The organism is Pseudomonas sp. CVAP#3 (genome assembly GCF_018986375.1).
Classification (GTDB): Bacteria; Pseudomonadota; Gammaproteobacteria; order Pseudomonadales; family Pseudomonadaceae; genus Aquipseudomonas; species Aquipseudomonas helvetica.
Map to the genome: position 1 here is coordinate 173,662 of NZ_JAHMSC010000011.1, position 22,050 is coordinate 195,711.

General features: G+C 59.7%; 21 protein-coding genes. 3 read left to right on the plus strand and 18 right to left on the minus strand.

Going from position 1 to position 22,050, the window contains the following annotated elements:
- Window positions 1-9: 9 nt before the first annotated feature.
- The 7 genes from KRR23_RS19430 to KRR23_RS19460 all read right to left on the minus strand — a co-directional run bounded on the left by KRR23_RS19430 (window position 10) and on the right by KRR23_RS19460 (window position 8,001).
- Window positions 10-1,062 (minus strand): YCF48-related protein, encoded by a 1,053-nt coding sequence (locus KRR23_RS19430; protein ID WP_216743828.1) that lies wholly within the window; start codon window positions 1,060-1,062, stop codon window positions 10-12.
- 397 nt (window positions 1,063-1,459) lie between these two features.
- Entirely contained in the window at window positions 1,460-4,123 is a 2,664-nt protein-coding gene (pepN, locus tag KRR23_RS19435; protein ID WP_216743829.1) for an aminopeptidase N, read from the minus strand.
- A gap of 12 nt (window positions 4,124-4,135) precedes the next feature.
- Window positions 4,136-4,966, minus strand: coding sequence for a DUF2797 domain-containing protein (locus KRR23_RS19440; RefSeq protein ID WP_216743830.1), 831 nt, complete (start codon window positions 4,964-4,966; stop codon window positions 4,136-4,138).
- On the minus strand, window positions 4,963-5,223 hold the full coding sequence (locus KRR23_RS19445) for a YeaC family protein (RefSeq protein WP_019690610.1): 261 nt from the start codon (window positions 5,221-5,223) through the stop codon (window positions 4,963-4,965). The genes KRR23_RS19440 and KRR23_RS19445 overlap by 4 nt, the downstream gene beginning before the upstream one ends.
- A 44-nt stretch (window positions 5,224-5,267) precedes the next feature.
- The gene (locus KRR23_RS19450) at window positions 5,268-6,143 is read right to left on the minus strand and encodes a rhomboid family intramembrane serine protease (protein ID WP_216743831.1); all 876 of its coding nucleotides are present in this window, start codon (window positions 6,141-6,143) and stop codon (window positions 5,268-5,270) included.
- Window positions 6,140-7,114, minus strand: a complete 975-nt coding sequence (locus KRR23_RS19455; protein ID WP_216743849.1) for a metallophosphoesterase — start codon at window positions 7,112-7,114, stop codon at window positions 6,140-6,142. Before KRR23_RS19455 ends, KRR23_RS19450 begins: the two co-directional genes overlap by 4 nt.
- Window positions 7,111-8,001, minus strand: coding sequence for an NAD(+) kinase (locus KRR23_RS19460; RefSeq protein WP_019690613.1), 891 nt, complete (start codon window positions 7,999-8,001; stop codon window positions 7,111-7,113). Before KRR23_RS19460 ends, KRR23_RS19455 begins: the two co-directional genes overlap by 4 nt.
- A 101-nt stretch (window positions 8,002-8,102) precedes the next feature.
- Here KRR23_RS19460 and KRR23_RS19465 point away from each other — a divergent pair, with 101 nt between their 5' ends.
- Entirely contained in the window at window positions 8,103-9,053 is a 951-nt protein-coding gene (locus tag KRR23_RS19465; RefSeq protein ID WP_103314475.1) for a DUF1853 family protein, read from the plus strand.
- 153 nt (window positions 9,054-9,206) lie between these two features.
- Here KRR23_RS19465 and KRR23_RS19470 read toward each other — a convergent pair whose 3' ends face one another.
- From KRR23_RS19470 to KRR23_RS19485, 4 genes are all read right to left on the minus strand, one after another.
- On the minus strand, window positions 9,207-10,490 hold the full coding sequence (locus KRR23_RS19470) for an arsenic transporter (RefSeq protein ID WP_216743832.1): 1,284 nt from the start codon (window positions 10,488-10,490) through the stop codon (window positions 9,207-9,209).
- Between the two features lie 42 nt (window positions 10,491-10,532).
- Window positions 10,533-10,880 (minus strand): metalloregulator ArsR/SmtB family transcription factor, encoded by a 348-nt coding sequence (locus KRR23_RS19475; protein ID WP_216743833.1) that lies wholly within the window; start codon window positions 10,878-10,880, stop codon window positions 10,533-10,535.
- A 96-nt stretch (window positions 10,881-10,976) separates the two neighbouring features.
- Window positions 10,977-12,080: a DUF2855 family protein gene (locus tag KRR23_RS19480; RefSeq protein ID WP_216743834.1), complete on the minus strand. Its 1,104-nt coding sequence runs from the start codon at window positions 12,078-12,080 to the stop codon at window positions 10,977-10,979.
- A 100-nt stretch (window positions 12,081-12,180) separates the two neighbouring features.
- Window positions 12,181-12,738 (minus strand): NADPH-dependent FMN reductase, encoded by a 558-nt coding sequence (locus KRR23_RS19485; protein WP_054597141.1) that lies wholly within the window; start codon window positions 12,736-12,738, stop codon window positions 12,181-12,183.
- Between the two features lie 184 nt (window positions 12,739-12,922).
- Between KRR23_RS19485 and KRR23_RS19490 the strand changes: the two genes are divergently transcribed.
- Together KRR23_RS19490 and KRR23_RS19495 are read left to right on the plus strand one after the other, a co-directional pair.
- Window positions 12,923-13,159 carry a hypothetical protein gene (locus KRR23_RS19490; protein ID WP_216743835.1) on the plus strand — a complete coding sequence of 79 codons (237 nt, stop codon included), beginning with the start codon at window positions 12,923-12,925 and terminating at the stop codon, window positions 13,157-13,159.
- Between the two features lie 88 nt (window positions 13,160-13,247).
- Window positions 13,248-14,141, plus strand: a complete 894-nt coding sequence (locus KRR23_RS19495) for a LysR substrate-binding domain-containing protein (RefSeq protein WP_216743836.1) — start codon at window positions 13,248-13,250, stop codon at window positions 14,139-14,141.
- Here the strand turns inward: KRR23_RS19495 and KRR23_RS19500 are convergent.
- The 7 genes from KRR23_RS19500 to benA all read right to left on the minus strand — a co-directional run bounded on the left by KRR23_RS19500 (window position 14,107) and on the right by benA (window position 21,866).
- Window positions 14,107-14,721, minus strand: a complete 615-nt coding sequence (locus tag KRR23_RS19500; protein ID WP_216743837.1) for a GNAT family N-acetyltransferase — start codon at window positions 14,719-14,721, stop codon at window positions 14,107-14,109. The two genes, KRR23_RS19495 and KRR23_RS19500, sit on opposite strands and share 35 nt — an antisense overlap.
- A 14-nt stretch (window positions 14,722-14,735) precedes the next feature.
- Window positions 14,736-16,991, minus strand: coding sequence for an Orn/Lys/Arg decarboxylase N-terminal domain-containing protein (locus KRR23_RS19505; protein ID WP_216743838.1), 2,256 nt, complete (start codon window positions 16,989-16,991; stop codon window positions 14,736-14,738).
- Between the two features lie 334 nt (window positions 16,992-17,325).
- A complete protein-coding gene (gene dnaQ, locus KRR23_RS19510) occupies window positions 17,326-18,084 on the minus strand; it encodes a DNA polymerase III subunit epsilon (RefSeq protein ID WP_145016520.1) in 759 nt (252 codons plus the stop codon).
- A 119-nt stretch (window positions 18,085-18,203) separates the two neighbouring features.
- Complete coding sequence (locus KRR23_RS19515; RefSeq protein ID WP_216743839.1) at window positions 18,204-18,977, minus strand: 1,6-dihydroxycyclohexa-2,4-diene-1-carboxylate dehydrogenase; 774 nt, start codon at window positions 18,975-18,977, stop codon at window positions 18,204-18,206.
- 15 nt (window positions 18,978-18,992) lie between these two features.
- The gene (gene benC / locus KRR23_RS19520) at window positions 18,993-20,006 is read right to left on the minus strand and encodes a benzoate 1,2-dioxygenase electron transfer component BenC (protein WP_216743840.1); all 1,014 of its coding nucleotides are present in this window, start codon (window positions 20,004-20,006) and stop codon (window positions 18,993-18,995) included.
- A 10-nt stretch (window positions 20,007-20,016) separates the two neighbouring features.
- On the minus strand, window positions 20,017-20,505 hold the full coding sequence (benB, locus tag KRR23_RS19525; protein ID WP_216743841.1) for a benzoate 1,2-dioxygenase small subunit: 489 nt from the start codon (window positions 20,503-20,505) through the stop codon (window positions 20,017-20,019).
- Complete coding sequence (gene benA, locus KRR23_RS19530) at window positions 20,502-21,866, minus strand: benzoate 1,2-dioxygenase large subunit (protein WP_216743842.1); 1,365 nt, start codon at window positions 21,864-21,866, stop codon at window positions 20,502-20,504. The genes benB and benA overlap by 4 nt, the downstream gene beginning before the upstream one ends.
- Window positions 21,867-22,050: the final 184 nt, after the last annotated feature.

The following is a 22,050-nucleotide window of genomic DNA, read 5'->3' on the forward strand; positions in this document are numbered from 1 at the left end:
GCCTTCTTATTATTTGCCCAGCTCGGCGCCGATTGGCGAAGTAGCGCGAACGCCGCCCTGTCCTACCAGAATCAAGTTGCCATTGCCCGCCGCCGTGACCGCCGAAACGGAAATGCGGTCGGGTCGGTTGAATACGCTGAAGGTCACACCGTCGTCACTGCTGCGCACCACACTGCCGCCATTGCCGACGATCACGATGCTGCCGTCGTCGAGCAAGGCCGCACCGGACAAACCGAACTCCAGCGCGCCGCGCGCAGCCTTGAGTTCGACCTGCTCCCAGGTGCTGCCAAAGTCAGTGGAGCGAAACAAATTGCCGCGCAGACCGTAGGCCAGCAACGTCGCCGGTTTGGCGGTGCCGATCACCCCGAATAGCGAACCCTGGTAGGGACCTTGAAGGCGTTCCCAGGTTTGCCCCCAGTCAGGGGAACGGAACATGCTGCCCTGCTCGCCCACGATGAACAGCCCGGAATCCTTTACCGCTGCAATCGCGTTGAGGTGGTACTGATCCGGGTTATCGAGGCGATCGCCGACGTCTGCCCAGTTCTTTCCACCGTCAGTGGTTTCCAGCAGAGCGCCGTAAGCACCCACGGCAAACCCGCTACTGAGGTCCTTGAACCAGACAGCCAGCAGTGGCGCTTCGCGCTTCAAATCTTCGAATTGTTTGATCCAGGTAACGCCACCGTCTTCACTGGCGAGGATTTGCGCGTCATGACCGACCGCCCAGCCATGCTTGTCATCGACGAAATAGACCGCGGTCAGCAGTTGCCGACTGGGCACTTTGGCCTGGGTCCAGGTCTGGCCCTGGTCATCGGAATACAGAATATGGCCACGATCGCCGACGGCCACCAGTCGCTTGCCTGCATGCGCAACATCAAGCATCAGACCCTTGGCGGACTTCGCGGACTCAATCGAATAGACCGTATCGGACGCCGGTGCGTCAGCGGCCAAAACGGGTGCCGACAGCACGGCAGAACCCAACAGCGAGAGCGCTGTAGCCAGCAACGCGAATCTGCGTAACGCCGGCGGGCGGCCAAAACCCACACCCATGACAGGCTCACTCATAGACCTTTCCCCCATTATTATTGTTAGGTCGTTCAACCTTTCAGGGCGCCGCAGGGGTACACGTAGCGATTGAGCGTTTTTGGAGCATAGTCCTGAAACGCGCAATCTAGAGCCCCTTCGGAAGCTGGCCTATCCTATCCAGCTTTCGAAAGGTCTGACAATCAACGCCACGTTATGTTTTGTTAACCCGCAGGTTATGGGCAGGCGCTGAATGAGGGAGTATTCGGTGGGGTGATGTACGAATGTGGCGAGGGAGCTTGCTCCCGCTGGAGGCCGAAGGACTCCCAATCTCAGCCTCCCTGCCATACAGGACGAGGTGACTGAGAATTGGGCCTGCTTCGCAGCCCAGCGGGAGCAAGCTCCCTCGCCACAGTTGCTACAGATGAAAGCCCGAGGTTCACGCCAGACTTTTGCTGACCACTTCAAACACATCACTGGACAGCTGGCCCGAGCCGCGAATGCGCTCCAGCTCCGCCTTCATCAACGCCTGACGGGCGCTGTCGTATTTACGCCAGCGCGTCAATGGCGCCAATTGACGGGAAGCGATCTGCGGATTGAAGCCATTCAGCTCGATCACCAGATCCGCAAGGAAGCGATACCCCGAACCATCGGCCGCATGGAAGTTGATCAGGTTCTGTCCGGCAAACGCACCGACCAGCGCCCGCACCTTGTTCGGGTTCTTGATGTTGAACGCCGGGTGCTTCATCAACTGCCGAACTCGCTGCAAGCCACCCGGCAACGTGCTGCCGGCCTGTACGCTGAACCATTGGTCCATGACCAGCGGATTGTCCTTGAAGTGCTCGGCAAAACTGGCCAGTGCCTTGGCCTTATCGGCCTCGTACGGCGAGTTCACCAGCACCGCCAATGCGGTCAGACGCTCGGTCATGTTGTCGCTAGTCTCGAACTGCTCCAGCGTCGATGCCATCACCAGAAATTCTGGCTTACTGCTCAGCATCAAGTACGACAGTGCGATGTTTTGCAGGCTACGACGGGCGAAATGCTCGGCTTCAGCGATGTAAGGGGTTTGCTTCGACAGATCACGATTGGTCTGATAACGCAGCCACAGTACGTCGAACAGGTTATCCGCCAGTTGCTTGCGGGCGAACTCACGGGCTGCGTGAATCGCATCGACGTCCGCCACTTCGCTGATTTCGGTCAGGTAAGCCTCGCTTGGCAGCGAGAGCATTTCGGCGACCATGGCCTGATCCAGGGATTCATCCGCCAGCACCGAGCGCAATGCACTGATCAGACGCTGATCCAGCACCAACGCCTGACCCGCTTGATGCTGAGCGATCAGTTCCTGCAACACCTGCACCGACAATTGCTGGCCGGCTTCCCAACGGTTGAAGCCGTCGCTGTCGTGCTGCATCAGGAACATCAGCTGATCGCGGTTGTACGGAAAGCTCAGTTTCACCGGTGCCGAGAAACCGCGCAGCAGCGATGGCAACGGCTGTTCAGCGATGTCGACGAAGGTGAAAGTCTGCTCAGCGTCAGTCACCGACAACACGCGGGAAGTCCCGTCAGCGGCCGCTTCACCGGCCAGACGCAATGCGATCGCCGCACCTTTGCTGTCCAGCAGACCCAATTCGAGCGGAATCACGAACGGCAGTTTTTCAACCTTGTCCGGGGTTGCCGGGCAGCTCTGACCGAAGGTCAGGCTGTAGGTTTTCGCCGCCGCGTCATAAGACTCGCTCACCGCCAGACGCGGTGTACCGGCCTGGCTGTACCAGCGTTTGAACTGGGTCAGGTCGACGCCGTTGGCATCTTCCATGGCCTTGATGAAATCGTCGCAGGTGACCGCCTGGCCATCGTGACGCTCGAAATACAGGTCGCTGCCTTTGCGGAAACCTTCGGCGCCGAGCAAGGTGCGGATCATGCGCACCACTTCCGAACCTTTCTCGTAGACGGTCAAGGTGTAGAAGTTGGAAATCTCGATGAACGCATCCGGGCGCACCGCATGGGCCATGGGACCTGCATCTTCGGCAAACTGGTGAGTGCGCAGGTAGGCCACGTCCTCGATGCGCTTGACGGTGCGCGAGTGCATGTCGGCGGAGAACTCGGCGTCACGGAACACCGTGAAACCTTCCTTGAGCGACAGCTGGAACCAGTCGCGGCAGGTCACGCGGTTGCCTGACCAGTTGTGGAAATATTCGTGGGCCACTACCGCTTCAACCCGCTGGTGCGCGGCGTCGGTCGCGGTTTCGGCGCGGGCCAGCACGCAGCTGGAGTTGAAGATATTGAGGCCCTTGTTCTCCATGGCGCCCATGTTGAAGTCGTTGACCGCAACGATCATGAAGATGTCCAGATCGTACTCGCGACCATAGACTTCTTCGTCCCAGCGCATGGACTTCTTCAGGCTGTTCATGGCGTGCTGGCACTTGTCGATGTTTTCCGGCTCGACGTAAATGCGCAACGCCACACTGCGCTGGGTCATGGTGGTGAAGGTGTCTTCGACGCACCACAAGTCACCGGCCACCAGCGCGAACAGGTAGGCCGGTTTCATGAACGGGTCTTCCCAGGTCGCCCAATGCCGACCGTCTTCACCGGGACCCGAGGCAATCGGGTTGCCGTTGGACAGCAGCACCGGATAGCTGTGCTGCTCGGCGACCACCGTGGTGGTGAACTTGCTCATCACATCCGGGCGGTCGAGGTAATAGGTGATCTTGCGAAAGCCCTCGGCCTCGCACTGGGTGCAGAACATCCCGCTGGACTTGTACAGGCCTTCCAGCGCGGTGTTGGTTTCCGGATGAATCCGCACGCTGGTGTCGACCGTGAAACTGGCGCTGGTCGGGTGCAGGGTCAGATGGTTTTCCGTCAGTTGATAGTCGCGGGCGCTCAGTTCGGCGTCGCCCAAGGCTACCGACAGCAGCTCGAGTTGCTGGCCATCCAGTACAAGCGGCGGCAGGCCCGGGCCACGGGCAGGATTGCGGCGCATCACCAGTTGCGCATGGACCAGGCTGTGGTCCTCGTACAACTCGAAGGTCAGGTGCGTCTCGTCGATCAGGTACTCGGGCGCCTGATAGTCTTTCAGGTAGATCATCTTCGGTTGTTCGGTGCGCATGCTGGAGTCCTTTTACTGATGCACGGCGAGCTGGTAAGCCGTGTATTTACGAATATTGATAACGCCGGTATCGAAGATCAGGTATTGCCCCTTGATCCCCAACAGCGTGCCTTCGGCAATCGGGTTCTTGTCCAGATTGAAGCTGACAATCTTGGCCGGGTACTGCTCGACCGGGTAACGGATTTCAATCGGCTCGACATCAAATACCGGTTGAATAGCTTGCAGGCCGAAGCGCTCCTGCAGTCCTTGCATGCCCTCGGCACAGCTTTCGAACAGTTGATCACGAATCTGTTTCAGGTCAACCGGTGCCGCATCGCCCTTGAGCAAGGCGCGCCAGTTGGTCTTGTCGGCCACCTGACTGCGGAACAGGTCTTCGACGAAGCCGGACTGCTGGCGGGTCGACACGCGCATGATCGGCAATGCCTGGCTGGCGCCCTGATCGAGCCAGCGGGTCGGCAGTTGAGTGGCGCGGGTAATCCCGACTTTGACGCCCGACGAATTGGCCAGATACACCACGTGGTCGGTCATGCAGAACTGCTCGCCCCAAGCCGGTTCACGGCAGGTCCCGGCATCGTAATGACAACGCTCCGGGCTCATGATGCAGACATCGCACTGCGCCAGTTTGGTCATGCACGGGTAGCAGTAACCCTGGCTGAAGCTGGTTTTGGTTTTGCGTCCGCAATGGATGCAGTGGATCGCACCCAGGTATTCCAGGCGAACCGTGCTGCCGATCATGGGATTGACCGGCACCTCGGTATCGCCCAGGCGAAAAGCGTATTGCACGGTCGACGCTTCGAGGCGCGCCGACATCTTGCTGATTGCACCGCGGCCAATCTCGATCAATGGATGGCATCCGACTTGAACAGGATATTCGGCACAGTGATCGACTTCGAACTGCACTCCTGCGGGCCCATGTAGCCGGTGCGTTGTTCCTCGGGCAGGTTCTGCACTTCCCAGGCGATCATCGCCTGCAACGACAGTTCGCGCTGCTCGGCAGTCAGCTTGCCGCCGTCGGACCACTTGCCGATCTCTACCGCCAGTTTCAGGCTCTGGTAGATCTCAGGCGTGATGTTTTTGATCATTTCGTTAAAAGAGGACATCAGGTCTCCGCGCTCGTTATTCACAGCACAATTTAGACGGCAGTTTATTGGACAGAGAGTCTACGGCGACTGTACAAGCCGCCCAACAAACCGGTGAAGCATCCGACGAGTAACCCGCCGACGTGCGCCGCATTGGCAATTTCGCCGAAGCCGATCATCGAGATCAGCCCCGACATACACAGCAGCAGCCACACCAGCATCATCACCAACACCCCGCGAGGCAGGCGATACGCCGGGTTCGGCGACAGCAACTGGTAGATCCAGCAATGCCCGAGCAGGCCGTAAAGCACCCCGGACAGGCCGCCGAACAAGGTCGCGCCGCCGTAATAATATTGGGCGTAGTTCGACACCAGGCTGAACAGCAACGTCAGCCCCAGCAGGTTGACACTGCCCTGACGCGACTCGATACGCCGCCCCAGCTCCCAGTACCACATGCCGTTCATGGCCAGGTGGAGAACGCCGAAGTGAATCAGCATTGGCGTCACCAGACGCCACCACTGCCCCGCTGCCAGACTGTCGGCCAACGGCGTGAAGTGGATGTACTCGCCCACCACGCGAAAATCGAGGAACGTCAGCCAGCGCATCGTGTCGAGGTTCTCGCCGAGCAATGTCACCGCGCCGACGATCATGCTCAACAGCAGAATCAGCGCCGTCACCGGGCTGTTGCGCAGTTGTTCGACGAACCCCGGACGCTGAATGTTCGCTTGTGCAGCCGGGATATCCAGTTGATGCTCGGGATCGCCCGCAGGGAACCGTTCGTACAGCGAGCGCACGTCTTCGCTGATCGCGTCCGGCACCCACAGCACCTGCTCACCGGCTTCTTCGCTGACCCGATGCGGCACGTGCATGCGTTGCAGCAATTTGACGAAACCACTGAGGTCCACCGCCAGCGGCAGACGTAAAACAGCAACGACACTCATCGCAATACCTCTGGCCGTTCAACATCGACCCAGACAAACTTGTGTGGATCGAGACGGGTTTCCTGATCCAGCCGATAGGCAACCAGCTTGCCGTACAACACCGCGCTGTAATCCAGGCAGGCCAGGTTCGGACGGATCGGCGCCGGTTTGCCGCTGCGCCAGTAGTGCCCGACAAACAACAGCGGTTCGTCGATGCCGTAGCGCAACAGGTTATCTTTTTCTACCGGCGACAGCGGCGTGCGAGCCACGGATTCGGGCAAGGCATCTGGCTGGAACACAATATCGCCATAGGTTTGCGGGTTGTCTTCCCAGAACTTGGTGCGGAAAAACGAACGCGTCAGACCGTCGCCGCTGGTCATGGTCAAGCCATGCGGCAGGCGCATGTCGGTGCCGCGCAGCAAGCGGTCGAAGGCCATGCAGGCAAAACTGCCGGAAACCGCCGCTGCCTGGACGAAGTGTTCATCGATGCAGCCATCGGAATACTGCGCACGCAGCACATCGATCAGGCCACCGTCCCAGCAGGCGTGGACGACCCGGAAGCGTCCGGCGTCGACGAACAGAGGCATCTCGTAGAACCAGGCAAGAAAGTCGTGCCAGTCCGCCGGGTGATCGGCAAATTGAGTCAGGGTTTCGTCGAGCAGGCGCGCATGCCGAGGCGTGTGCTCACGCACAAACTGTTTGCCACTGCCGGGCGGCGCTGGCGTGCTCCAGCCGAGCGCGTTGAATTCATGGTTGCCCATGATGCACAGCGCCTGACCGGCCTCGACCATGTCGTGAACGATGTGCAGCGCTTCGCGAATCCGCGGGCCGCGGTCGATGATGTCACCGAGAAACACGGCCATGCGTGACGGATGGCGCCAGACGCCGGCTTGCTTGTGATACCCGAGTCGGTCCAGCAAATGCTCAAGGGTATGAGCGCAACCGTGCACGTCACCGATCAGGTCGTAGCTACGCGCGGGATCGAGCATCAGTCGCCTCCACCGCCCAACCGGCTGCCCCAGCCCAGCTTGGTCCGGCAGACTTCGTAGTAGTTATGGTCCAGCGGATGAATCAGCCGCAGTTTCTGCGCCTTCTTGCTCACAGTGATGGTGTCACCGGGGGCGCAGGTGAAGTGGTTCTGCCCGTCACAGGAGACTTGCGGGTAAATCTGCATATCCTTCGACACGACGATTTTCAGCTCGCTATTGCCATCGACCACAATCGGCCTTCCTGACAAGGTATGGGGGTACATTGGCACAATCACAATGGCATCGAGCTTGGGATGCATGATCGGACCACCCGCCGAGAGCGCATAGGCCGTGGAACCGGTGGGTGTGGCGACGATCAGGCCGTCGGCTTTTTGGCTGCAAACGAACTGGCCGTCGATGTACAACTCGAACTCGATCATCCGCGTCGATTTGCCCGGGTGCAGCACCACGTCGTTCAGCGCATCGCCCTGGCCGATGGCCTCGGCGTGGCGGCGAACTTCGGCCTGCAACAGGAAGCGGTTTTCGACCAGATAGTGCCCGTCGAGCACTTCGGCGACCTTGACTTCCAGTTCATCCGGGCGGATGTCGGTCAGAAAGCCCAGGTTGCCACGGTTGATCCCCAGCACCGGAATGTTGTGCCGTGCCAATGCCCGAGCGGCGCCCAGCAGGCTGCCGTCACCGCCCACCACAATCACCATGTCACAGACTTCGCCGAGCATCTTGCGCGATGACGTTTGCAGGCCATGGCCAGGCAGGACTTCGGCGATGGTGTCCTCGAGAATCACGTGCAAGTGCCGGTCAAGCAGGAATCTTTTCAGTCGGCGAACGGTATCCAGCACCTGCGAACTGCCCAGGCGACCGATGATGCCGATATTACGAAATTGCTCCATGGGACTCCGAGGGTCTACGACGGCGAAAAACACGATTATGGGCGAAAGCGCGCCGCAGACAAAATCCTTTCAGCCGCGAACCAAAGCGCTATGCTCGCAAGATGACCTTATTTCCTGACTTGCTGGCTTTACCTCGTCAGTTGCGCCATCCCGAAGTGCGCGACCTGGCCTGGGTCATCCTCGCGCCACCGATGCTCTGCGAAACACCCTGGCCACAACGCCATCCACTGGCCGGCAGCGACTGGGTACAAGCCCCCGAACGACTGCAACACTGGCTGCTTCAGCTCGATCAGGACAGCCGCGAGCTGCAGCGCTGGCTGGCGCTCGGCCCGACTCGTCGCCTGGGCCTGTATTACGAACGCCTCTGGCAGTTTGCCGTGCAGCACGCGCCGGGCGTCGAGTTGATTGCCGCCAACCTGCCGATTCGCCGCGAGGGCCATACGCTGGGCGAGCTGGACATGCTGCTGCGTGACCGCGACGGCGTGCATCACCTGGAATTGGCGATCAAATTGTATCTGGGCCCCCAGAACGGCGAAGGCCACGACACTGCCCAGTGGCTCGGACCGGGCTGCCATGACCGACTGGACCGCAAGCTGGCGCACCTGACCCACCATCAACTGCCGATCTCCGCGCGCTCCGAAAGCCGTGATGCGCTGGCCGCGCTGGATATCCTGGGGTTCAGCGCACACCTGTGGCTGGGCGGTTATCTGCTGTACCCATGGCCCGGCAAAACCCGGTCACCCGACTGTGCGCATCCGCAACACCTCAAAGGACGCTGGCTGCATCAGCGAGACTGGGCTCACTTTATCGCCCAGAGCCCGCCCGGTCGCTGGCAACCCTTGCCACGGCACGCCTGGCTCGCGCCCGCCCATTATCTTGCCGAGCACACCTGGGAGCGCACACAACTGGAGACCTGGCTGAGCGGGCTCGACCCTCAGGCACCCGCGCAGTTGCTGGTACGCCTGACTGAAAACGTCGACGGTGACTGGGAAGAAGCCGAGCGGTTGTTTCTGGTGGCGGATCTGTGGCCGAACGTACCGGGCCAGGGTTGAGCCTTGTGGCGTCTGGACCGGCCCTATCGCGAGCAAGCTCGCTCCCACACGGGACCCTCTATCCTACGAAGAACTCTGTAGGAGCAAAGCTTGCTCGCGATGGCGATCTCAAGGACACCATCGCCGGCAAGCCGTGCTCCTACAGGAAGCTATTTAGATGGACAGGCGCAACGCCAACGCCGCCAGGGTCACCAGCAACACCGGCACCGTCAATACGATCCCGACCTTGAAATAATATCCCCAGCCAATCTGAATATTCTTGCGCGCCAGCACGTGCAACCAAAGCAAGGTCGCGAGGCTACCGATCGGGGTGATTTTCGGCCCCAGGTCGCTGCCGATCACGTTGGCGTAGATCATTGCCTCTTTCACCACCCCGGTGGCCTGGCTGGCATCGATCGACAACGCACCGATCAGCACCGTCGGCAGGTTGTTCATCATCGACGACAACAGCGCGGTCAGCAGCCCGGTGCCCATGGCCGCGCCCCACACGCCGTAGTCCGCGAACACGTCCAGCCAACCGGCCAGGTATGTGGTCAACCCGGCATTACGCAAGCCGTAAACCACCAGGTACATGCCCAAGGAGAAAATCACGATATGCCACGGTGCCTCTTTCATCACCTTGCGCGTGGAAATCTTGTGCCCTCGGGCGGCAATGGCCAACAGCAATGCCGCGCATACCGCAGAGATCGCGCTGATGGGAATCCCCAGCGGCTCCAGGGCAAAACAGCCAAGCAGCAAAATCACCAGCACACACCAACCGGCAATGAACGTTGGCTTGTCGCGAATCGCGGTCTTCGGGTCTTCCAGTTGTTCTAGGTCGTAATCGGCAGGAACGTCGCGTCGGAAGAACCACAGCAACACCGCCAGCGTCGCCGCGACGGCCACCAGGTTGACCGGCACCATGACCGCTGCATAACGGTTGAACCCAATGTGGAAGAAGTCCGCGGAGACGATGTTCACCAGGTTCGACACCACCAGCGGCAGGCTCGCGGTATCGGCGATAAACCCGGCGCCCATCACGAACGCCAGCGTCGCCGTCGGAGAAAATCGCAAGGCCAGCAGCATCGAAATGACGATGGGCGTGAGGATCAACGCTGCGCCATCATTGGCGAACAAGGCCGATACCAGCGCCCCGAGCAATACCATGTAAGCGAATAGCTTGCGCCCGTTACCGTGCCCCCAGCGAGCCACATGCAACGCCGCCCAGGCAAAGAAACCCGCTTCATCCAGCAGCAGGCTGATGATGATCAGTGCCACAAACGTCCCGGTGGCGTTCCAGATAATGTCCCATACCAGCGGAATGTCGCTGACCTGGACCACCCCGCAGAGCAGCGCCAACACAGCACCCAGCACCGCACTCCAGCCGACGCCAAGGCCTTTGGGTTGCCAGATCACCAGGGTAATGGTCTGGAGGAAAATCAACGACGCGATCAGCATTCGAAACAGCCTTGAGTAAGGGGTAAAAAGGTGTAGGGAGAATCAGCAGCAACGGACCGGACGGTCGCCCATCGCCTGTAGTCGCGCGACATCAGCGCCAAGCCATGCACCGTTGGCTGCCAGCGCGCCATGCAACAACGTCATGACCCACGGGGATAATTGCGGGTGCAGGCGATAAAACACCCATTGCCCCTGACGACGGTCCGCCAGCAAACCATGGCTGCGCAATTGCGCCAGGTGACGGGAGATTTTTGGCTGGCTCAGGTCCAGCGCCGCCGTCAGCTCGCACACGCACAGCTCACCCTCTTTGGCAATGAGCAAAGCGATACGACTGCGGGTGTCATCGGCCAACGCCTTGAACACATCGACGGGATTGCAGGAATCGGACATGGAAGTGAATGCGCCTGAACAAACGAAGCGCGAATATATGGAATTTCGAATATGCGGTAAAGCAAATAAACTGCATTGCACGCAACCCGTAGAGCCTCACAAACGGATCACATGCCCCTCGATCGGCGCGATCTGCCCGTGAAACAGCCGCGAAATCACCGTTTGCGCTGCTTCAAGCCCATCACTCTCCACCACCCTGAGCAATGGATTGGCCGGTGCCATCACTCGCCGATAAAACTTCTGCCCGCCCTCACCGATGTACTCGATAAGCCGCGGAGCTCCCCATTCAGCGTTGCGTTTGCGAATCTGGATCGGCGCGAAGAAAAACGCCGGCTGCGGCCCTGTTATAGCGCTCAGCTGCGCCTCATCCGTGCTCTGGGTAGAACCTACAGCGCAGCTGTAAACCAATTGCTCGGCGAAATGCTGATGCACCTGATCGCGTAAGTCCAGACGGCCAGAGAAATCCACGTACAAGGTCGGACGGTCAGCGGGCAACGACGCCAACTCGGCGTACTCAAGCGTGCGCTCGTAACACCCGAGTTGCTCAACAAACGCCTGGTTCCCGGTCGATGTCAGCGCCACTCGTTGCAGATTCGACTGGTCCTCCAGGCAAATAGCAGTGCCGAAAGCGGTTTTGCTCGATGCGCTGGAGAACACCACGCGAGTCGCACCGAAGAACTGATTGTCCTGTAGGAAGTCTGCCAACATCAATGACGTCAAAAACAGCGGGTTAAGCAGCATTTGCAGGTTTTCATTTGCAGGGCTGTAGTACCGATCCCAGCTACAACGGGTGTACTGGTTGTAAACCGAGCTCAGTGTTTGACGGTGCGGGGCGGCGTCATGAAAACCACGCTCGGTCACCCGCTCTGGACGCACCCAGAGATGGCTGGCCAGTGGAAAGTACCCGTAAAGGCGCTCCCCGACCACAATGCCATCGACTCCAGACGCAAGCACATCGGCAAACCCCCAGGCCGGGATGTGGCCCCACTCCACCTGCCCTGTCGGGAAAAACTCCCAGTAATGCATCGAATCGCCGTAGGCTGCGTAGGTGATGTTATTGGTGGTCAGAGCGCAGCGATCAATCTTCAGGATCACTTCACCAACCGCCGGAACCAGGCTGCGCTGCTCATGCTCGACACGACTCTGGTCGATGGCGTTTTTACGGGTGATCAGCCGTGTGACCGTGCCCAGGCTTTGCATTATTCAGACTCCTTGTCGTGTGGCCGTCCACTATCCAATGGTTCGATCATCAGTCGACTGGCCAGCGCTTCCTGCGCGCAAGCACTGGCCCCCCAATCGATCAATCCTTTTTAAATTGCTCGACCCACTCGGCGTAGGCGTTGATGAAACTCTGCAAAAACGGCCGGACCGACTCGGACACCTTGCCCGACTCGTCGAACGCCGTACCGGCGTTGCTCAGGTAGGCTTCCGGCTGCTGCATGCAAGGCACATTGAGAAACACCATGGATTGACGCAAGTGATGGTTAGCACCGAAACCACCAATAGCGCCGGGGGATGCGCTGATCACCGCCCCCGGTTTACCGCCCCAGACACTCTTGCCATAAGGTCGGGAACCGACATCGATGGCGTTCTTCAGGGGGGCAGGCACCGAGCGGTTATATTCCGGCGTCACGAACAGCACCGCGTCGGATGAGCTCACCTGTTGACGGAAAGTGCTGTAGGCTGCCGGCGGTGTTACGTCGATGTCTTCGTTGTAGAGCGGCAGGTCGCCAATCTCGACGATGTTCAGCCTGAGGTTTGCCGGAGCCAGTTCAGCCAGCGCCAGCGCGACTTTGCGGTTGATCGACTGTTTTCTCAAGCTGCCAACCAGGACAGCAATCGTATAGACCTTGCTCATTGGAAATTCCCGACTATCTGGCTAAAGGAGCCTGTAGTTATAGATGATTCGGCACCACTTAACGTGCTCCGTGTCGCGGAATAGCGGTTAAATACTATTTTTTTCCTGTAGGAAAACTTACCAAGCTTATCGACGGTCTACAGAACCGCAAATTGAGTGACTTATCTCCAGAGGTTCTAAGCAGATGGCAGCAGTACTCGTCGGACAATTCCATGCAAGAGACGCGGAAGGCCGTGTTTATTCAGTGCATGAGTTCCAGGAATCCACCCCGTCGCCGGACGGTATCGCCGGCCTTGCGCCTGTCACCACCTATAAGCTGGCGATTGGCGATCGCATCAACAAACTTGATGACAACGAATTTGTATTGGTTCAATCGGGCGTTACCATCATCCGAGAGCCTGAACCAAACGTCGCCTCATAAGCCTCCGTTATGAGCTGAAGTCATAGGCACGGACTTGAGTTAGGATTCAGACACTGACTCCCTCACCTGCTGAACATGGACTTCACGCATGCGTTTACGTCATATCGAAGTGATCCAGGCGCTCCTGCAGACCGGTCATCTGGGCACCGCTGCCGAGATGCTGCAATTGCCGGTGGCCGGGGTCGAGGGGATTTTGCGCGAAGCCGAGGATCAACTCGGCTTCATGCTGTTTGCCAGCGTACGCGGGCGATTGCAGGCTACCCGTGAGGCGCGGGAGTTGCAGGTCGAGATTGCCCACGTCTTTGACGCGCTCGAACCGCTGCAGCGGCTGGCCAACAGCCTGAAACAATACCTGGCGCCGCCGTTGCGGATCATTTGCACGCCCCCCTTGGCGCAGCAATTGTTGCCACAGGGCATTGCCACCCTGCGTCGACGTTTTCCAGATGCGCCCTGCTCGCTGCTCAGCCAACCCACGCGTGACATCGTCAGAAGCCTGTTGCTGCGTGAAAGCGATCTCGGCTTGAGCCTGCACGACCCCGACCACCCCGACATTCAGTGCCAGATCATTGCCCAAGGCAAACTCCAGCTCCTGGCGCCTCATGGCTGGCTGCAACCCAAGCAAAAATACATTTCCGTGCAGGACCTGGCCGGCCAGTCGATGGTCGGGCTGGAAGGTCACGACCCGCTCAGCGTGATGTTCGAGAGCAAACTGCAGGCCTTGCGCCCGGCACCGGTGGTGCAAACCCGGGTTCAGACCCATCAGATGATGCGCAGCATGGTCGAGGCCGGCGAAGGCCTGGCCGTTGTCGATCCGTTTACCGCGATCGGCGCCAAGGCCAGCGGACTGGACGTTTGCCCCGTCTCGCCGGCTGTTCCGATCAGTCTTTACGCCTTGACCCTGAACAATGCCGAGATAGCGCCTGCGGCCCAGGCGTTACTGGAGATCATCAAGGAACAAGCCGAGGCGATGCTGGCGAGCTGATCGGACTTTCCAACGGATTATCGAACAGCCGATACCAGAACAACGCCACCTCAGCGGTTTGCGGATCGATGCCGCGATAACGCAAGTGATCGATGCCACCCAGGACATAGCCGCAACGCTCATACAGTCGACAGGCACCCAGGTTGTTATTCTGGGTTTCCAGCATGATGCCCGGCAGTTTCTTCTTGCGACTCCAGAACTGCGCGACATCCAGCAACGCCTTGGCCACCCCGTGGCGACGCGCCGGGGCGTGCACTGCCAGCTCATCGATATGGGCAAAGCCGTTCCAGTTAGTGCTGATCACAATGTGCCCCACCGGGTGATCGTCGAGAAACGCCATGAAAATCGCACTGTCGACCGCGTTCCGGTAACTGGCGAACTCCTCCGGGTCGATGCCATAGCACTTGCGGTAGGGCGTAATGGTTTCCAGCGGCCACTGATCCACCGGCTTATTGAGCTCTGCGACCGCGTAGGCCCGGACCTCAAAACTGAAGTCACTGCCCCAGATATACGCAGCGAATCCCTGATCGGCGACACGTACCGCCAAACCCGGGTGCTTGGGATTGATGACCGGCTGCATACTCGGAAAAGTCCTCAAGTTTTTATGCAATCGACGGTGTAACACCGCCCACTGCCCTCGCCTTCATGCTGCAGGCCGTGTACATCGGCGACGAAGCCCGGGAAGCTGCTGTTGAACGTGCGGGCAAACGCCAGGTAATCGATGATCGAGCGCGTCGACTCGGTAAAACGTTCGCCGGGCATGATCAGTGGAATCCCCGGCGGATATGGCACCAGCATTACCGCAGCAATACGTCCCTGCAATTGATCAATGGACACCGCCTCGACCTCACCACGAACCAATTGATCATAGGCGTCGGCCGGCTTCATGACGATTTCCGGTAGTACGGTGTACATCCGTTTAAGGTGCTTGGCGGTGGCATTGCTGCGGTAGCAGGTGTGCAATTGATCACACAGGTCGCGCAGCCCCATGCCTTGATAACGCGCCACGTCTCGTTGCGCGACACACGGCAGACACGCCGCCAGGCTGACGTTGGCGTCGTAGCTGCGTTTGAATTCGAGCAACTCGGTGAGCAAGGTGCTCCACTTGCCCTTGGTAATGCCCATGGAAAACAGCACCAGGAATGAATACAGACCGGTTTTCTCCACCACCAACCCGCGTTCCCAGAGGAACTTGCTGACCACTGCTGCTGGAATCCCCCGCTCGCTCAGCGCGCCACCGGCTGTCAGGCCGGGCATCACCAGCGTCACTTTGATCGGGTCCAGCAGCACGTAATCTTCCGCGATGTCGCCAAAGCCGTGCCAGTCGACTTCGGGCTGCAACAGCCAGTCGGAGGTCGTGACCCTGTCGATCCCCTCCACCAGCGGCGGCTGCCAGATCGAGAACCACCAGTCGTCGGTGGCGATGTGCTGGCGCAAGTTGGCTAGCGCCCGGCGAAAACTCAGGGCTTCATCGAACATTTCCTGCAGCAGCGACCGGCCGGCCGGGCCTTCCATCATCGCCGACGCCACGTCCAGCGAGGCGATGATGCTGTATTGCGGCGAGGTGGAGATGTGCATCATGAACGCTTCATTGAAACGGTCGCGGTCCAGTTGCCGAGCGCCGCCATCCTGCACGTGAATCATCGACGCCTGACTGAAGGCCGCCAGCAGTTTGTGGGTGGAGTGGGTGGTGAACACCAGCGGGCTGTCGTCAGTGCGCGAAGTGCCCATGCCATAACGCCCGGCAAAGAATTCGTGAAACGCCGCATACGCGTACCAGGCTTCGTCGAAGTGCAAGACTTCGACGCTGTTGCCCAATGTCTGCTTGATCAGCTCGGCGTTGTAACAGAGGCCGTCGTACGTCGAGTTGGTCACCACCGCCAGCTTGACCTTTGGCTCTCGGCCCTTGGTCAACGGGCTCGCATCGATCTTGGCCTGGATCGATTCACGGCTGAATTCGCTCAGTGGAATCGGCCCGATGATCCCCAGTTCATTGCGCTCCGGACACAGGTACAACGGGATCGCCCCGGTCATGATGATCGAGTGCAACACCGATTTGTGGCAGTTGCGGTCCACCAGTACCAGGTCGTCACGCGCGACCATGGCTTGCCAGACAATCTTGTTGGCCGTCGAGGTGCCATTGATCACGAAAAACGTGTGATCGGCGCCAAAATTACCTGCTGCACGGGCCTCGGCTTCCGCCAGTGGCCCGGTGTGGTCCAGCAACGAGCCGAGTTCCGGCACCGAGACCGACAGGTCCGAACGCAGGGTATTTTCCCCAAAAAACTGGTGGAACGCCTGCCCTACCGGGCTTTTGTGATAAGCCACACCCCCGCCATGCCCTGGGGTGTGCCAGGAATAGTTGGAGTCGGCGGTGTGTTGCACCAGCGCCTTGAAAAACGGCGGCAGTAAACCATCGAGGTAGCTGCGCGCCGCCCGGGCGACCTGGCGCGCCAGAAACGGCACGGTGTCTTCGAACAAATAAAGGATGCCGCGCAACTGGTTCAGTTCGCTCATGGCATCGGCCGGGGCGTTTTCCAGGGTGACTTGCTCGCCCAGGGCGAAGATCGGCAAATTCGGCGCACGGGCGCGGGCCACACGAATCAATTCGGCCATGTTCTGTAAAAGGTGGATGTTTTCCCCGGCGCCTTCGGCGGCAATCAACATGCACGCGAGGCCGTGGTGAGTCGAAGCGACCAACCGCCCTTCGGTGTAATCCACCGCCGAAAGGACGCTGAAACCTTCCTGTGAAAGCTCCGTGGCGATGCCACGCACGCGATCACCGGCGACCGTATCAGCCTTGATGTCGCGGTGGACAATAAGGACCGGGAACTTCAAGTCTTTATACATGGGGCTCGGCGTCCTGAGGCAGCAGACCGTGGTCTGCCAATACACTCAGGGTAGAGGGTTGCGGCCCGTGTGGCGAGAGGATGCCCCAAAACAGGTCACGCCCCATTCGATACTGTGGCGACGGGACTTGCCCTGATGCCAGTCAGTTAAGGAAAAACTCGCCGAGTTCATACCTTGTGGCGAGGGAGCTTGCTCCCGCTGGGTCGCGAAGCGACCCTAAAATCAGGCACCGCGAGTATTCAGATGGAATGCGATTGCCGGATTACGACCGCTTCGCGGCCGAGCGGGAGCAAGCTCCCTCACCACAGGAGCCCGTCCTATTCATGCTCGGTGGTTATGCTTGTGCCTCGGCCTCGGCCAGTTGGGTCCAGAGCGCCGGGGCACCGGCAGACTTGGCGATCACTTCAAGGCGCGAGGCGTGCTCGGCCAGCTCCGCTTCACTGGCGCGGATAATCCGTGCCGGCGTGCGATCCGCTGGCAGACGACGGATCTCGCTCGCCTGATTGCCCGAGCCCTCACCCGAACCGTTGCCGTCAGACGCGTTACCGGCCAGCGACAGACTGGTCTGGCCGCCGGTCATGGTCAGGTAAACGTCAGCGAGAATCTCGGAGTCGAGCAAGGCGCCGTGCAGCTCACGGCCGGAGTTATCGACGCCATAGCGTTTGCACAAGGCATCGAGGCTGTTGCGCTGCCCCGGGTGACGCTCACGCGCCATCATCAGGGTATCGAGGATCGAGCAATGCTGGGTGATATCCGCCCGATCCTGCTGGCCCATCAGCGCGAATTCGTTGTTGATGAAGCCAACGTCGAACGCCGCGTTATGGATGATCAGCTGTGCGCCCTTGATGAATTCGAAGAACTCATCGGCCACTTCAGCGAAACGCGGCTTGCCCACCAGGAACTCGTTGGTGATGCCGTGGACGCCAATCGCGCCCTCGTCACTTTCCCGGTCTGGTTGCAAATAAACATGGAAGTGCCGGCCCGTCAGGCGTCGACCGATCAACTCGACGCAACCGATCTCGATAATCCGGTGGCCGTCGGTCACCGGCATGCCGGTGGTTTCGGTGTCGAGCACCACCATCCTCTGAGCCATCTTCTTTCAACCCCTCTTCGTGCCGTTTTGCATAAGGCGGCGATGTTAACACAGAGCTTGAAAGTGCCGCCGATACCCGGCAGTTGTCCCGTCGGGTATCGGCTCGAAACCTGCGCGGCTCAGCCCTGATCACCGCCGCCAACCGGCATTACCAGCCCGGTGATGTAGGCCGCGTCGTCGGAGGCCAGAAACAGGATCGCCCCGACCTGCTCGTCAATCGTGCCGTAGCGTTTCATCAGGCTGCTGTCGACGGTTTGATCGACAATCTGCTGATACCAGACCTTCTCCTGGGGGCTCTGCTCGCCACTGTTGCGCGGAATCCGCCGTGGTGGCGCTTCGGTGCCGCCCGGCGCGGTGGCATTGACCCGCACGCCCCGTTCGGCGGTTTCAAACGCCAGGCACGCGGTGAGCGCATTGACTCCGCCCTTGGCTGCGCCGTAAGGCACGCGATTGACCCCGCGCGTGGCAACGGATGACACGTTGACGATGGCGCCGCTGCCCTGCTCCAGCATGAACGGCAATGCGGCATGGCAGCACCACAGTGTCGGAAACAGCGAACGACGGACTTCCGCTTCGATCTGATGCTCTTCGTAATGCTCGAAAGGCTTGGCCCAGATGGTCCCGCCGACATTGTTGACCAATATATCCAGACGGCCGAAACGCTCGATGGCCGCCGTCATCACACGATGGCACTCGGCGTACTGTTCGAGGTCGGCGGTGAGGGTCAGCACTTCACTGGTTTGACCCAGCTGCTCTTGCAGCTCAAACACCAGTTCGGAACGGTCGACCAGAATCAGCCGCGCACCTTCGGCGGCCATACGCTCGGCGACGCGACGGCCAATCCCTTGGGCCGCGCCGGTAATCAGCGCGACTTTTTCATGAAATCTGTTCATCAAACCCTCCCGCGCTTACGCAGCACTCGCAGCGAATTTTTCGTAGTAGAAATTTTTCGGCGCGACGCCCTGCTCGCGGATGAACTGGCTCACGGCTTCGACCATCGGCGGCGGGCCGCAGAGGTAGACATCGACATCACCGTCGTTCAAGTGCTTGGGTTCGATGTGCTGGGTCACATAACCCTTGAGCGGGTGCGCGCTTTGCGGGTTGGCCACGCAGGCGCTGAAACTGAAGTTCGGGATCCGCGCGGCCAAGGCTTGCAGCCGGTCCAGTTCCACCAGGTCAAAGTCGTTGGTCACGCCGTAGATCAAGTGCAACGGATACTCACTGCCCTGCTCGGCAATTTTTTCCAGCATGGCGGTGAACGGCGCCAGCCCCGTGCCGCCGGCCAGCAACAGTAACGGACGCTGAATGTCGCGCAGGTAAAAACTGCCCAACGGCCCGGCCAGGCTCATGCTGTCACCGGCCTTGGCGATACCGGTGAGGAAGCTGCTCATCAACCCGCCGGGCACGTTGCGGATCAGGAAGCTGACTTCACCGTCACGTTGCAACGAGCTGAACGAATAGGCACGGGTTTGCTCGCTGCCGGGAATGCCCAGGTTGACGTATTGCCCCGGCAGGAACGCCAGTTTGCTCAGGGCTTCACCCTTGATCGACAGCGCAATCGTGCTGTCCGACAGCTGACGTACCTGGCTGATGGCCGCGCTGTAGTGGGCCTTTTGAGTACGGCAGACGTCCGAGGACACCGGCACGCGCACCACGCAGTCGCTGAGGGCGCGCATCTGGCAGGTCAGTACAAAGCCTTTTTCGGCCTCGTCGCTGCTCAGGGCGTCTTCGATGTATTCCTCGCCGAGATCGTAACGCCCGGCCTCGGCAAAGCATTTGCAGGTGCCGCAGGCGCCGTCGCGGCAGTCCAGCGGGATGTTGATGCCCTGGCGATACGCTGCGTCGGCCACGGTTTCGCCAGGGTTGGCGTCAACGAAACGGGTGACGCCGTCTTCAAAATTGAGTGCGATGGAATGAGTCATGACGGCTGCCTCACAGGTGATAGACATCGATGACCTGACGAACGTAATCGTTCTTCAGGATCACTTTCTTGGCCTTGATCAGCGGGCTGTCGCCACGCACGTCGAGGGTGTAGAAGCTGCTGCCGAAATAGCTGTCGACGGTCTTGTAGCGAAAGCTCAGGGTGTGCCAGTTGAAGCGCACCTTGCACAGCCCGTCGACCTGCTCGAGCAGTTCGATGTTGCTGATGTTGTGCGAGGTCCGGGTGTCCGGCACGCTGGCGCTGGAGCGCTCGGTCTTGATTCGGAAAATGCGGTCTTCCAGGCCCGTGCGATTGCCGTACCAGATCAGCGAGATTTCCCGTTGCGGGTCTTCAGTCAGCTCGTCGTTATCGTCCCAGGACGGCATCCAGAAGGACGCATCGGCGGCGTACAGCTCCAGCCAGCTGTCCCACTCCTTGTCGTCGAGGTAGCGCGCTTCGCGGTAAAGAAAGTCGCGCACGGCGTCGTAAGTGATGCTCATGACAGCTCCTCCACCTTGATCAATTCCGACTGTTCTTCGCTCAAGGCCTTGAGCATGGTTTCCTGCCAGTACTTGTGTTGCAGCACGAACAGGCCTTCGTCTTCGGTACGCACACCGCTGAGCAACGGGTGCAGGTCGATCTCCTTGGCCGCCTCATCGGCACCTTCAACCCAGTGCTCGGCGCCACGGGACATGTCGTTCCAGGTGGTGACGCTGCCCTGGTAGCCGGTCTGGCAGGAGCGGAATTCTTCGAGGTCGTCCGGAGTGGCCATGCCGCTGACGTTGAAAAAATCTTCGTACTGACGAATCCGGCTCGAACGCGCGCTGTCACTTTCGCCTTTGGGAGCGATGCAATAGATGGTGATTTCGGTACGGTTGACCGAGATCGGCCGGGCGATGCGGATCTGTGAACTGAACTGGTCCATCAGGTACACGTTGGGGTACAGGCAGAGGTTGCGCGAGTTCTCGATCATCCAGTCGGCGCGGGCCTGGCCAAAGTCCTTGGCCAGTTCATCACGGCGCTCGTACAACGGCCGGTCTTCCGGGTTCGACCAACGAGTCCAGAGCAGCATGTGGCCCTTGTCGAAGGAGTAGAAACCACCGCCCTGCTTGGCCCAGGTACCGGCGCTCATGGTGGGGTTCTCGTCACCGCATTCGCGCTGCTTGCGCTGGTTCTGGGTGGCGGCATAGTTCCAGTGCACGGAACTGACGTGATAGCCGTCGGCGCCATTTTCAGCCGTGAGTTTCCAGTTGCCTTCGTAGATGTAGCTGGATGAACCACGCAGTACTTCAAGGCCATCGGCGGACTGATCGACGATCATGTCGATGATCTTCGCCGACTCGCCCAGGTGCTCGACCAGCGGCACCACATCGGCCTTGAGGCTGCCGAACAGGAAGCCACGATAGGATTCGAAGCGCGCGACTTTGGTCAGGTCGTGGGAGCCTTCGCAGTTGAAGCTCGCCGGGTAGCCGGCCGACGCCGGATCCTTAACCTTGAGCAGCTTGCCGGAGTTGTTGAAGGTCCAGCCGTGAAACGGGCAGGTGTAGGAAGCCTTGTTGCCGGTCTTGTGTCGGCAGAGCATCGCGCCACGGTGGCTGCAGGCGTTGATGAACGCGTTGAGCTCGCCGTCCTTGTTGCGCGCAATGAAGATCGACTGCCGGCCCATGGTGGTGGTGTAGAAATCATTCTTGTTCGGAATCTGGCTCTCGTGGGCGAGGTACAGCCAGTTGCCTTCGAAGATGTGTTGCATCTCGAGATCGAACAAGCGTGGGTCGGTAAACATCTCCCGCTTGCAGCGGTAGATGCCCTGGTCTTTGTCTTCTTCGAGCAGGGAGTGAAGGTATTCGGGTCGCAGGGACATGGCCGCCGCCTCCATTGTTTTTATTCAGGCAGGCTCATGCTAGGGCGGGCGACTACTGGACAATATCCGCTGGGTGCAGACCTTTATCCGTTTTGTGCAAAGGGTTCAGGTTGATCGTTCCCACGCTCTGATCTGACCCCAAAAAGCTGGACGTTTACATGTCTATGCCTGAGCGGCCTGAGTT